Genomic DNA, 12526 nt, shown 5'->3' with positions numbered 1-12526 from the left:
CCATGACGCATCCGGTCTCGACCTATCGTCTCCAGATCCGCGCCGACTTCGACCTGGATGCCGCGGCCGACGTGACCGCCTACCTCCGGGCGCTGGGGGTCGATTGGGCGTACCTGTCGCCGATCCTCGAGGCGGCGGCCGGCTCCGACCACGGCTACGACGTCGTCGACACGTCACGGGTCGACCCGGCCCGGGGCGGGGCGGAGGGACTCGTCCGCTTCCACGGTGCGGCCCGCGCCGCGGGTCTCGGCATCCTCGTCGACATCGTGCCCAACCACATGGGCGTCGCCGACCCCTCCCGCAACGCCTGGTGGTGGGACGTGCTGACGCACGGGCGGTCCTCCCGGCACGCGGACGCGTTCGACGTCGACTGGGCGCACGGTTCCGGGCGGCTGCGGCTGCCGATCCTCGGCGCGGAGATCGAGGACGTCCTCGCGGCGGGGGAGCTGACGGTCGACGCCGAGGCGGGCGTCGTGCGCTACTTCGACACCGCCCTGCCCCTGGCCCCGGGTTCGCTCGACGCGGACGCGGACGACATCCGGGGCGTGCTGCAGCGCCAGCACTGGGAGCTCGTCCACTGGCGCCGCGACGCCGACCTGAACTACCGCCGGTTCTTCACGGTGACGAGCCTGGCCGGCGTCCGCGTCGAGCGGGAGCCCGTCTTCGCGGCTACGCACGCCGAGGTGGGGCGCTGGTTCCGGGACGGCCTCGTCGACGGCCTCCGCATCGACCACCCCGACGGTCTCGCCGACCCGGGCGGGTACCTCACCCGCCTCGCCGAGCTGACCGGCGACGCCCACGTCGTCGTGGAGAAGATCCTCGAGCACGGCGAACAGCTGCCCGGCTGGTGGGCGACCGCCGGGACGACGGGCTACGACGCCATGGCCGAGATCGACCGCGTGCTCGTCGACCCCGCCGGCGCCCCGGTCCTCGACGCCCTCGATGCGCGACTGCGCGCGGAGAGCGGGATGGCGCCGGTGACCTCGTACGCCGACCTCATCCACGACACGAAGCGCGCGATCGCCGACACCGCGCAGCACGCCGAGGTGCGGCGCCTCGTCCGGCTGCTGCCCGCCGAGCTCGCAGGTGCGGGCGACGCCGACGCCGTCGACGCGCTGGCCGAGCTGCTGGCGAACTTCCCGGTCTACCGCGCCTACCTCCCCGCCGGTGCCGGCCACCTCGAGCACGCCGTCGCGGAGACCGCGCGGCGCCGCCCCGACCTGGCCGCACGCGCCGCCGCCGTGGCGGACCTGATCGTCGCCGACCCGCACGGCGAGCTCGCGACCCGGTTCATGCAGACCACGGGCCCGGTCATGGCCAAGGGCGTCGAGGACACCGCCTTCTACCGGTACACGCGACTCGGGACGCTCACCGAGGTCGGCGGCGACCCGTCGGTCTTCGCCCTCGACGTCGACGGGTTCCATGCCGCAGCAGGGATGCGGCAGTCCGGCTGGCCGCACGCCTCGACGGCGCTGTCCACCCACGACACCAAGCGCAGCGAGGACGTCCGTGCGCGGCTGTCCGTGCTCGCTGAGCTGCCGGAGCGCTGGGCGGAGACGCTCGATCGGCTGCGCGCGGTCGCCTCCACCGGCAACGGGCCGTTCGATGCCCTGCTGTGGCAGGCGATCGTCGGGGCGTGGCCCGCATCCCCCGGCCGGCTGCACGCCTACGCGGAGAAGGCGGCACGGGAATCCGCGGAGAACACGACCTGGGCGGACCTGGACGCCGCCTTCGAAGCGCGCGTGCACGCCGTCGTGGATGCCGCGTTCGGCGCAGCGCGGGAGCTCGTGGAGTCCTTCGCCGGCGAGATCGTCGGCTTCGGGCGCTCGAACGCGCTCTCCGCGAAGCTCCTGCAGCTCGCGGCACCCGGCGTCCCCGACGTCTACCAGGGCACGGAGCTCTGGGACCTCTCCCTCGTCGACCCCGACAACCGCCGCCCCGTCGACTACACGGTCCGCCGCGACCTGCTCGCCCGGATCGACGGCGGCTGGACGCCGGAGATCGACGAGTCCGGCGCCGCCAAGCTGCTGGTGACCTCCCGCACGCTGCGGCTCCGCCGCGACCGGCCCCACCTGTTCACCCGCTATACCCCGCTCCCGGCCGCGGGACCCGCCGCCGGCCACGCCGTGGCGTTCGACCGCGGCGGCGCGATCGCGGTCGCGACCCGGCTTCCGGTGGGCCTCGCCGCCCGCGGCGGCTGGGGCGACACCGTCCTGCTCCTGCCGCCCGGGGAATGGCGGGACGAGCTGACCGGACGCCGGCACGCCGGCGGCGAGGCGCCGCTGTCCGAGGTCCTGGCGACCTACCCCGTGGCCCTCCTGCGCCCCGCCGCCGAAGCGGCATCCGGCGCCGCACGCGCGGCATCCGGCACCGCGGACACGGCATTCGGCAACGCGGCATCAGCCGCCGCCGGGAGCAATCCGCAGGAGCAGGTGTGACCAGTGTGGCCGGTGAGGCTCGGCAGTCACAGGAGCCACAGCCGATCCTGCCGTTTGCACGGCACCACACCGGCGCCGGATCGCACGACCGGTCCGAGATGACGACGGGATGCCGGGACTCCGGCACGCCGCACCCCCCGGGAGGACGACGATGATCGAGGTATGGGCGCCGCGCGCGGAGCGCGTGCGGCTGCGACGTCCGGGCCGGGCCGACCTCGAGCTTGCCCGCCGCGCAGACGGCGACGGCTGGTGGGAGGGCGACGCCGTGCTGGCCGACGGTGACGAGTACGGCTTCGTGCTCGGCGACGGCGACGACCTCCGGCCCGACCCCCGGTCGCGGCGGCAGCCGCGCGGCGTGCACGACGCGTCGGCGCACCACGACCCCGCCGCGTTCGCGTGGACCGATCGGCACTGGACCGGGCGCCAGCTCGCCGGCGGCCTGATCTACGAGCTGCACATCGGCACGTTCACCCCCGAGGGCACACTCGATTCCGCGATCGGCAGGCTCGGGCACCTCGCCGACCTCGGCGTCACGCACATCGAGCTGTTGCCCGTCAACGCGTTCAACGGCACGCACAACTGGGGCTACGACGGGGTGCTCTGGTACGCCGTGCAGGAGACCTACGGCGGCCCCGCCGCCTATCAGCGCTTCGTGGACGCCGCGCACGCGGCCGGTCTCGCCGTCATCCAGGACGTCGTCTACAACCACCTCGGACCCTCCGGCAACTATCTGCCCGAGTTCGGCCCCTACCTCCGCGACGGCGTCGAGACGACGTGGGGGTCGAGCCTCGACCTCGACCAGCGCGCCGTCCGCGACCACATCGTCGGCAACGCCCTCATGTGGATCCGCGACTATCACGTCGACGGGCTGCGCCTGGATGCCGTGCACGCGCTGCACGAGAGCCAGGACAGCCCCGTGCACATCCTCCGCGAGATCGCCCAAGCGGTGGACGCCCTGAGCGCCCACCTCGGCCGCCCGCTGTCGCTCATCGCGGAGAGCGACCTCAACGACCCCGTCATGATCCTGCCCCGCGAGGCCGGCGGCCACGGGCTCGCCGCGCAGTGGGCGGACGATTGGCACCACGCCGTGCACGTCGCCCTGACCGGGGAGACCGACGGCTACTACGCCGACTTCGCCGACCTCGGGGCCCTGCCGAAGGTGTGGACGGGCGGGTTCTTCCACGACGGGACGTGGTCCTCCTTCCGCGGCCGCGACCACGGCGCGCCGATCCCCGCGGATGTGCCGACCTCGCGTCTCGTGACGTTCGCGCAGGATCACGACCAGATCGGCAACCGTGCCGCCGGCGACCGCCTCTCGGCGACCCTGTCCGCCGACCGGCTCGCCGTCGCGGCGGTGCTCACCCTCACGACGCCCGGCACGCCGATGCTCTTCATGGGAGAGGAGTGGGGCGCCTCCACCCCGTGGCAGTTCTTCACGTCGCATCCCGAACCCGAACTCGCCGCGGCCACGGCGAACGGCCGCAAGGCGGAGTTCGCCGCCATGGGGTGGGACGAGTCGCTCGTCCCCGACCCCAACGACCCGGCCACGTTCGCGCGGTCCAAGCTCGACTGGGACGAGGCATCCGAAGGCCACCATGCGCGCCTTCTCGCCCTGTACCGCGACCTCGCGCGCCTGCGGCGTGAGCGGCCCGAGCTCACCGATCCGGCGTTCGGCTCCGGGGGCGCGGCGTCGGCCGAGGCCATCGGCGGACGCGTGTACGAACTCGACCGGGGCGCCGCGCGCGTGCTCGTGAACCTCTCCGCCGTGCCGTGGGAGGCGCCACTGGGCGGCGCCGCGGTGTGGCTCGCGACGGCGGACCCGCAGCGACACGGCGGGGCGCTCGTGCTCGCCCCGGACTCCGCCGTCATCGTCGGACCGGCCTGACGGCCCAGGCGCGCCCGCCCCGCGCCCAGCCCGCGCCCGCTCGCCAAAGCTGTCAACCCCCTCCCGCCCCGCGGTCCGCGCGGTTAGCGTGCCGGCATGCCCGACGACCATCGCCCCCCGCTTCCTGCCGACCTCGTCCGGCAGATCGTTGTCATCTCCGCCGTGAGCTTCATGCTCGTCGCCGCCCTGTTCGGCTCCGGCTTCTTCGGCGGCACCGACGTCAGCGAACTGCAGGACGGGAACCTCGCCGCCGACTCCACCTACCTCGCTCCCGGCAGTCCCGCGTTCTCCATCTGGAGCCTCATCTACGTCCTGATGATCGCGTACGCCGTGTGGCAGGCGCTGCCGTCCCAGCGGGCCCGGGAGCGGCAGCGCTACGCGGGCTGGTGGATCGCGCTGACCGCGGTCCTCAACGGCTTCTGGCTGCTCGCCGCCCAGTATCTGAACCTCCTGGCGACGGTCATCGCGATCGTCCTGCTCCTCATCGCCCTCGCCGCCACGATCCGGGTGCTCGTCGTGCGCCCTCCGCAGCGGGTGTCGGATGTCGTCTTCACCGACCTCACCGTCGGCTTCCACCTCGGCTGGGTCACCCTGGCGACCGTCGCGAACGTGACGGCGTGGCTCACCGCCGACGTCGCCCCCGCGTCCTGGGGCGATGCCGCGGTCCCCGTGGCGATCGCTGTGCTCGTCGTCGTGACGGTCATCGGCGTCGCCCTCGCGTACGGCACCCGCGGCCGCCTGGCCCCGGGCCTCGCCGCCGGCTGGGGGCTCATGTGGATCGGCATCGCCCGGGCGACGGACGAACCGGCATCCATGACGATCGCCGTCGCCGCATGGATCGCGGCAGCCGTCGTCGTGCTCGCGCCGATCATCATGATCGTCACGGGTCGGCCCGGGCGGGGCGAGTTCGACCGGCGCCCCGACGGCGACGGCGTCAGAACGTCTGCGCGAACCGCTGCAGGATCCGGGCGGGCTCGGTGAGCGAGGCCGCGAGCACCCGCGCCGCAATGGCGTCGTAGTCCCCGGCGGCGAAGTACCCGTCGTCGCGGTACACCGCCATCCGCTCCGTGAAGGCCTGCGCCGTCGGCTCCGGATGGAACTGCGTCGCGTACAGCCGGTCGCCGACGCGGTAGGCCTGCACGGGGCACGCCTCGTTCGTCGCGAGCAGGACGGCCCCGGCGGGAGGCTGTGCGACCCCCTCCTTGTGCGCCGTCAGTGCGGTGAACGTGTTCGCCAGGCCGCCGAACAGCGCGTCCCGTGACCCGTCGTCGGTCAGCGAGACCGTCGTCGGGCCGGTGTCCTCGGGATACGCCCGCGTGACGCTCCCGCCGAGGGTCCGCGTCGCGATCCCGATGCCGTAGCAGGTGAAGAGGGCCGCCGTGCGTCCGTCGGCCGCACGCTCCGCGATCCGCGCGAGCGCTCCCTCGAGCCGGCGCTGCACGTCGGTCTTGGTCGATTCGGGGTCGGTGACGTTGAACGGGCTGCCCCCCACGACGAATCCGCGCCAGCGCTCGAAGGCGTCCTCCGGCAGCTCGTGTCGCACGAGATCCAGCTGGTCCAGCTCGCCGTCGCCCAATCGCGCACCGGAGCGGAACGACTCGTATTCGGCGGCGGCGGCGCCCAGCTGCGGACGGACGCAGACGTATACGAGCGGTGCCATGCGCCGAGTCTAGGTGGATCGGCGTGCACCGGGGAGGGGACGCCGGACCCGGTCGGCCCGTGATGTATCACAGGGGTCTCGCCAGGCTCCTGTCCATGTGGCAAGAATGGGCGCTATGACCGATGCCGACCCGCCGCCCGTCCGAGATCCGTCGGAGGGCGACGGGGACCTCGGCGCACCCGTGACGATCTGGGAGCGCGCCGCCACGGCGTTCCACGGCTGGCGGGAGGGGGACCCCCGCGCCATGGACGAACTGGTGCGCATCATGACGCCTGTCCTGTGGCATGTCGTGCGCGCGTACGGTCTCGAGCACATGCTGGCCGAGGATGTCGTGCAGGCGACGTGGATCACGCTCGTGCAGCGTCACGAGACGATCGCCGACGAGCGGGCCGTCGCCGGGTGGCTCACGACGTGCGCCCGCCGCGAGGCGTGGCGTGCGGGGCGGGCGCATCAGCGCGTCCGCGCGACCGACACCGTCGACCTCGAACCGAGACTGCCCCCGGCCGATTCCGCCGAAGACCTCGCGCAGGTCGCCGACCGCGACCACCGGATCTGGGGCGCCGTGGGCCGACTCGACGACCGCTGCCGCCGCCTCCTGCGGATCGTGGCGTTCGAGGACCGCCCCGACTACGCCCGGATCGCCCAGGACCTGGCCATGCCGATCGGCTCGATCGGCCCGACCCGGCAGCGCTGCCTCGGCAAGCTGCGCACCGCCCTGCTGGCGGATGGATGGAGAGGGGATACTCGTGACCTCTGAGATGCCCGCGGCGGATGCCGCACTGTTCCGCGCCCTCCGGCGCACGTGGGAGGCGGTCGATCCGGTCCCCGCCGACCTCGTCGACCGGATGGTCGCCGCCGTCGCGACGGCCGACCTCTCCCGCGAGTACGCCCTGCTCACCCTCGTCGAGAGCGACCGCCTCGCCGCCGTGCGGGGCGACGCCGACATGCTGACCCTGCAGTTCAGCGACGGCACGACCAACGTGCTCATCCATGTGACGGCCGCCGAATCCGGAGCCCGCCGCATCGACGGCTGGGTCGACGGCGACGCCCTCCGGGTCGAGCTCGTGCAGGACCGCGCCACCTTCCCGACGGTCCCGGAGGGCGGACGCTTCGCGTTCGACGATGTGCCCGCCGGCGTCTCGCGGCTGCGCATCCTCCTCGCCGCATCGCCCGTGCCGGGCACCGCCGCGGACGTCGTGACGCCGCGCTTCGAGGTCTGACGGCCGCACCACCCCCGAGTCCACACCACGACGTCGCGCCACGCGACCAGGAGAGGAGCGACCATGGTCGCCGACATCCCCGACGAGCAGACTCCGCCCGAACCGGGCCCGCAGCCGAAGGGGTGGTCGTGGCGTGACCGGGCCCGCGGCTCGGTCGTCAAGGGCACCGTCCTCGACCCCGGCACCGAGCCGCTGGACGGGATCGAGGCGTTCCAGACCGCGTACGTGCCCGATCGGCTCCTCCTCTCCGGCGGGGAGAAGGGAGCGCTGCTGCCCGACAACCTCGAGCGGGTCCGCCGTGCGGCGGGTGCGTTCGGCTGGGGCGTCGAGCGCGAGGCGCTGGACGGCAGCGAGACGGACGACGACGCGCCGCCGCCGGAGCCGCGGTTTCCCGGTGCACCGGTCGTCATCCGCGTGCGCCTCACGACGCCGGACGGCGACCGGGGGGTCTCACCCGCGCTGCCGGACGCCTGGCGCGTGCTGCAGCAGGTGCGGCGCGACGCCCTCGGCGGCGATCCGGTGCGGTCCCGGGACGGCCGCGTGGACGCCGCCGCGACGCTGCGGGCCGCGGGCCTCGACCGCGTCGGCCTCGACCACCTGCTCACCGTCGACCCCGTCGGGCTGAACCCGTACACGAAGTCCAACCCGTACACGAAGTCCAACCCGTACACGAAGTCGAACCCGTACACGAAGTCGAACCCCTACACGAAGTCCAATCCCGTCGGCGAGTACGGCGAAGCCGGCCTCGGCGGGCGGCAGCCCGTCGCGTGGGTGGGCCCGCCGCTCGTGCGCACCGAGCCGGCGAAGGGGCGCCGTCGCGCGGTGGTGGCCGTGCTCGACACGGGCGCGGGCGTCCACTCCTGGCTGCCCGACGACATCGTCGACCGGGACGTGCAGATCGACGGACGCCCTCTGGGGCTCACCGACGAGGCCGACCCGGAGGTGTACCCCGACCTCTACGGTCCGCTCGACGGCGAACTCGACCCCGTCGCCGGGCACGGCACGTTCATCGCCGGCATCGTGCGGCAGGCGGCACCGGATGCCGACATCCTGGCGATCCGTGTGGCCGACGCGCTGGGGATCGTGGAGGAGTCGGCGCTCCTGCGGGTGATCGAGGACCTCGGCGTGCTCGTGCACCGGTACCGCACCGGGCAGGGCGGGGGGCGACCGGTCGACGTGCTGAACCTGTCGCTCGGGTACTACCACGAGACCCCGCAGGACGGGCTATACACCCGCGACCTGTACGACCTGCTCGCCGCGCTCCGCGCGCTCGGGACCGCGGTCGTCGTCTCGGCCGGGAACGACGCGATCGACCGGCCGACGTTCCCGGCGTCGCTGTGGCCGTGGCCCGGGTCCGACAACGGGATCCTGCCGGACGGCGGCGCCGCGCACGTCTCCGTCGGGGCGCTCAACCCGAACGGCTGGACGACGGCGCTGTTCTCCAACGTCGGCCCGTGGGTGCGCACCTACGCCGTGGGCGCCGGCGTCGTCAGCACGATCCCCGACTTCCGCGGCGGCATCCAGGCGACGGCGCGCGACGACCAGTACGGGCGCCGCCGGCTCACGATCGGCCCCGAGGACTTCCGCGGCGGGTTCGCCGTCTGGAGCGGCACCTCCTTCGCGGCGCCGCTCGTGGCGGGCCGGATCGCGGCGGCCCTCACCGATCTCCCGGCCGAACCGGAGAAGGCCGAGGACGCGGTGGCGGGCATCGCGAAGGCGGCGGAGGCGGTGATCGCCCCGGACTGAGGCCGGCGCCGGAATCGTCGCGCAGGGGGCGCGAGGCAGGGCATGCTGTCAGGGTGACCCCCACCGCGGACGAGCTCCACCGACGGGGCCTCCGTCTGACGAACGAGCGCCGCTACGCCGACGCGCGGCGTGTGCTCGATCAGGCGGCGGCGGCCGCCGTCGACCCCGATCTGGCTGCGCGCATCGCCGGGACGCTCTCCTATGTCCTCGTTCAGACCGGCGACCCGCAGGCCGCGGAACGACTGTGCCGCGACGCGGTCGCCGCGGACGGGCTGAGCGCCCACACGCGGGGTGTGCTGGCCGGGCAGCTCGGGAGTCTCCTGGCCAATCAGGGCCGGCTCGATGAGGCGCTCGTGTGGCTGGAACGGGCCATCTCCACCATCCCGGACGATCCCGTGGCGGTGGCCAACATCCGCATGAACCGCAGCGTGCTGCTCATGCAGCGCGGCGACCTCGTCGCCAGCACGGCCGACCTCGAGGAGGCCGTCGCGGCCTTCGCGGAGCACGGCGACGCGGTGGACGTCGCCGAGGCCCAGCACAACCTCGGCTACGTCTCCCTCCTCGGCGGCGACATCGTGCGCGCGATGCGGGAGATGGCCGCGGCGCGACCCGCGATCGCCGCGGCCTCACCCGCGAACGCCGCGATCGGCGACGTCGACCGGGCGGAGGTGCTCCGCGACGCCGGCCTCGTGACCGAGGCGGAGCGGCTGCTGGCACGCGCCGCATCCGTCTTCGGCGAGAACCGGATGCCGCAGGCCCGCGGCGAGGCCGAGTTCCACCTCGCGCGCTCGCTGCTCCGGCACGACACCGCCCGGGCCGCCGCCACCGCCCGCGCGGCGGCCCGCCGGTTCAAGCGGCTCGGCAACCGGCTCTGGGCCGCGCGGGCCGAGGCGATCCTCCAGCGCGCCGCATTCGCCGGGGGAGCGCTGGACCGCGCGGGCCGGCGCTTCCCGGAGATGCGCCGCCGCCCGACGCCGGAGGACGTCCGCCGCGTCGCCCGGGTCCTCGATGCCGGCGGGCTGCGCAGCGACGCCGCCGCCCTGCGGCTCGCGCAGGAGCTGTGGCGCGCACGGCGGGACGCCCCCGCCGGGCGGCTGCCGCGACTGCCGGCATCCGCATCGGTCGAGGTCCGCCTCCTCGCGGACGAGGTCCGCGCGGCACGCGCCCTCCGCGCCGGCCGTGTCGCCGAGACCCGCCGGCACGCGGCGCGCGGCCTCGATGAGCTCGCCGCATCGCAGGCCTCCTTCGGCAGCCTCGACCTGCAGACCTCCCTCGTCATGCACGGCAGCGGGCTCATGCTCGCCGGCCTCGACGCCGCCGTGCAGTCCGGCCGTCCCGATGTCGTCTTCGAGTGGTCCGAGCGCGCCCGGCACCTCAGCATCCAGGTGCTGCCGCTGCGCCCGCCGCCCGACCCGGAGCTCGCCGGCGACCTCGCCGAACTGCGCGTCCTGCGCGCGGATCTCGCCGGAGCCGACTGGCTGTCCGACCCCCGCGCCGTCGAGCTCGGCGAGCGGCTCCGGCAGCGCCAGTGGACGACGACCGGCGCGCGCGGCGTCGAGGAGCGCGTCGGCCTCGGGGCGGTGCGGGCGACGCTCGACGCCGATACCGCCGTCCTCTCCTTCGTCTTCAGCGGGAAGGACATGCACTGCCTCGTCGTCACCCGCGACGCGGAGGCCGTCGTCCCCCTGCCGGGATGGGACGATGCGCGCACCGCGCTGGCGGGCCTCCGCTCCGACCTCGACGTCGCGGCGTCGGTGCGCTCCGGCCCGATGGTCGCCGTGATCCGACGTGGGCTCGACGCCCGGCTCGCCGCCCTGTCGGCAGCCCTGCTCGACGGACCGCTGCGGCGCACCGCTGCCCGGCGCCTCGTGCTGACCGCGCCGGGCGTCCTCGCCGGACTGCCGTGGGGGATGCTGCCCGCGCTGCAGGGCCGCGCGTTCACCCTGGCCGGCTCGGTGACGCGGTGGGTGCGCGGCCGCTCCGCCGCCGCGCCGATCACGAGCGCCGGGTTCGCCGCCGGCCCGCGCGTCGCCCGCGGCGAGGAAGAGGTCGCCCGCGCGGCATCCGCGTGGCCCTCACCGCCCCTGCTGCGCGGGGGCGACGCGACGGCCGATGCGGTCTCGGCGCTCGGCGGCGAGGTGGACCTGCTGCACGTCGCCGCGCACGGCCGGCACGCCGTGGACAACCCGCTCTTCTCCGGTCTCGAGCTCGCCGACGGCGTGCTGTTCGGCTATGACATCGACCGGATGCCGCGCGTCCCGGCCACCGTCGTCCTGTCGGCCTGCGAGGTCGGCCGCTCGGCGGTGCGCTGGGGGGAGGAGGCGGTGGGGATGACGCGGTCGTGGCTGCACGCCGGCGCCCGGTGCGTCGTCGCCGCCCCGGTCGTGGTCGCCGACGACGAGGCCTGCGAACTCCTCGCGGCCATGCACGAAGGCCTCGCGGCGGGTCGTCGGCCCGCCGACGCGCTCGCCGACGCGACCGCGCGCACCGGCATCCTCGCGCCCTTCCAGGCGCACGGCGACGGCCTCTGATCGCCTCGCTCCTCGCCGCCGCAGCCGATTCCGCGGCGCGTGTATCAGGGTGGGTGCGGACTGCTCTTGATGCATGGAACGACAGTGCGGGCGGATCGGCTGGATCCCGCCCCGATCACCTCTGGGGGATCGCCGCCCTGCTGGGGGCGCGCTGGTGAGTCATTCCGAGGACGGCCGTCCGGGGGTTCACGCCCGTCCAGGGGCCGGTGGCATTGGGGGATGCCATCGGCCCCGGTCCGGCCACCGGCCGGGGCCGGACGGCGACGCCCCGGTCCGGCCGGCGACGCCCGGCGGGTCAGGAGCGCGACGAGTTCGCGGTGCGCCCGCGCACGATGCCGATGAAGGCGTCCACGAGCGGGGAGGCCTCATCGCGCGGCCACGCCAGGGCGACGGTGGAGGTCGGCCCGTCGGTCAGGACGCGGTGGTCGGCGTCCTTCCGGTGGTGCAGGCGCGCCAGCGACATCGGCACGATCACGATCCCGACGCCGGCCGCGACCGTGGCGATCGCGTCCGCGGTCGTCTCCGGCGGCGCGAAGGCGGGAGCGACGGCATCCGGGACGTGCACAGCCAGCACGTCGTCCTCCGGGACGATGAGGATCTCACCCGCGAGATCGGCGAGGGTCAGCTCGTCGGCGGCGGTGAGGTGCGAATCGGCGGCGCAGACGACGACGGGCAGCTCGTCGTACAGCGGGATGACGTGCAGCGCCGCCCCGTCCACGGGAAGACGCACCAGGGCGACATCGGCCCCGCCGCCGCGCAGCGCGTCGAGCTGCGTCGCGACGGAGAGCGGGACGAGTTCGACCGCGATGCCCGGCATCCGCTCCTGCCACCGGTCGATCCACGAGCCGACGGTCGCGCCGGGGATCGTCCCCAGCCGGAGCGGCCCCGCGGGCAGCGATGTCGCCTCGACCGGCTCGGGCTTCTTCGGGGTCTTGACCGGCCGCGGCGCGCCCTGCGGAGACTTCCGCCGGACGGCGCCGGGCCGCGCCGGTCGGCCGCGCCCCCGCTGAGAACCTCCGCCTGCCGCCATGGGTTTCAGCGTAGCC

General features: G+C 74.6%; 9 protein-coding genes. 7 read left to right on the top strand and 2 right to left on the bottom strand.

The window, feature by feature from the left end; all coding sequences use genetic code 11:
* The first annotated feature begins 2 nt into the window (after positions 1-2).
* The 3 genes from treY (at position 3) to BR85_RS11000 (ending at position 5304) form a co-directional block, all read left to right on the top strand.
* Positions 3-2438, top strand: a complete 2436-nt coding sequence (treY, locus tag BR85_RS11010; protein WP_081782760.1) for a malto-oligosyltrehalose synthase — start codon at positions 3-5, stop codon at positions 2436-2438.
* A gap of 151 nt (positions 2439-2589) precedes the next feature.
* Positions 2590-4323, top strand: a complete 1734-nt coding sequence (gene treZ / locus BR85_RS11005) for a malto-oligosyltrehalose trehalohydrolase (RefSeq protein WP_028496581.1) — start codon at positions 2590-2592, stop codon at positions 4321-4323.
* Between the two features lie 96 nt (positions 4324-4419).
* Entirely contained in the window at positions 4420-5304 is an 885-nt protein-coding gene (locus BR85_RS11000) for a TspO/MBR family protein (protein WP_231478677.1), read from the top strand.
* On the opposite strand, the gene BR85_RS10995 is transcribed toward BR85_RS11000, so the two are convergent.
* Positions 5258-5983 carry a glutamine amidotransferase-related protein gene (locus tag BR85_RS10995; RefSeq protein ID WP_028496580.1) on the bottom strand — a complete coding sequence of 242 codons (726 nt, stop codon included), beginning with the start codon at positions 5981-5983 and terminating at the stop codon, positions 5258-5260. The genes BR85_RS11000 and BR85_RS10995 overlap by 47 nt on opposite strands.
* Before the next feature lie 115 nt (positions 5984-6098).
* On the opposite strand from BR85_RS10995, the gene BR85_RS10990 reads away from it, so the two are divergent.
* The 4 genes from BR85_RS10990 to BR85_RS10975 all read left to right on the top strand — a co-directional run bounded on the left by BR85_RS10990 (position 6099) and on the right by BR85_RS10975 (position 11480).
* Complete coding sequence (locus tag BR85_RS10990) at positions 6099-6740, top strand: RNA polymerase sigma factor (RefSeq protein WP_092896993.1); 642 nt, start codon at positions 6099-6101, stop codon at positions 6738-6740.
* Positions 6730-7203, top strand: a complete 474-nt coding sequence (locus BR85_RS10985; RefSeq protein ID WP_231478675.1) for a hypothetical protein — start codon at positions 6730-6732, stop codon at positions 7201-7203. The genes BR85_RS10990 and BR85_RS10985 overlap by 11 nt, the downstream gene beginning before the upstream one ends.
* A gap of 63 nt (positions 7204-7266) precedes the next feature.
* Positions 7267-8949 (top strand): S8/S53 family peptidase, encoded by a 1683-nt coding sequence (locus BR85_RS10980; RefSeq protein WP_051526303.1) that lies wholly within the window; start codon positions 7267-7269, stop codon positions 8947-8949.
* Between the two features lie 53 nt (positions 8950-9002).
* Positions 9003-11480 carry a CHAT domain-containing protein gene (locus BR85_RS10975; protein WP_028496577.1) on the top strand — a complete coding sequence of 826 codons (2478 nt, stop codon included), beginning with the start codon at positions 9003-9005 and terminating at the stop codon, positions 11478-11480.
* A gap of 295 nt (positions 11481-11775) precedes the next feature.
* Here the strand turns inward: BR85_RS10975 and BR85_RS10970 are convergent, their stop codons facing one another.
* A complete protein-coding gene (locus BR85_RS10970) occupies positions 11776-12510 on the bottom strand; it encodes a LysR family substrate-binding domain-containing protein (RefSeq protein WP_036272822.1) in 735 nt (244 codons plus the stop codon).
* Between the last annotated feature and the right edge of the window lie 16 nt (positions 12511-12526).

Source organism: Microbacterium sp. UNCCL10, from assembly GCF_000746195.1.
Classification (GTDB): Bacteria; Actinomycetota; Actinomycetes; order Actinomycetales; family Microbacteriaceae; genus Microbacterium; species Microbacterium saccharophilum.
The sequence above is the reverse complement of the archived record's forward strand: the minus strand, read 5'-3'. Positions and strand labels throughout refer to the sequence as shown.

Bases quoted from the DNA above. Each gene is read 5' to 3' on its own strand.
- treY (WP_081782760.1), top strand. From the start codon at position 3: ATGACGCATCCGGTCTCGACCTATCGTCTCCAGATCCGCGCCGACTTC.
- BR85_RS10970 (WP_036272822.1), bottom strand. From the start codon at position 12,510: ATGGCGGCAGGCGGAGGTTCTCAGCGGGGGCGCGGCCGACCGGCGCGG.
- treZ (WP_028496581.1), top strand. From the start codon at position 2,590: ATGATCGAGGTATGGGCGCCGCGCGCGGAGCGCGTGCGGCTGCGACGT.
- BR85_RS11000 (WP_231478677.1), top strand. From the start codon at position 4,420: ATGCCCGACGACCATCGCCCCCCGCTTCCTGCCGACCTCGTCCGGCAG.
- BR85_RS10995 (WP_028496580.1), bottom strand. From the start codon at position 5,983: ATGGCACCGCTCGTATACGTCTGCGTCCGTCCGCAGCTGGGCGCCGCC.
- BR85_RS10990 (WP_092896993.1), top strand. From the start codon at position 6,099: ATGACCGATGCCGACCCGCCGCCCGTCCGAGATCCGTCGGAGGGCGAC.
- BR85_RS10980 (WP_051526303.1), top strand. From the start codon at position 7,267: ATGGTCGCCGACATCCCCGACGAGCAGACTCCGCCCGAACCGGGCCCG.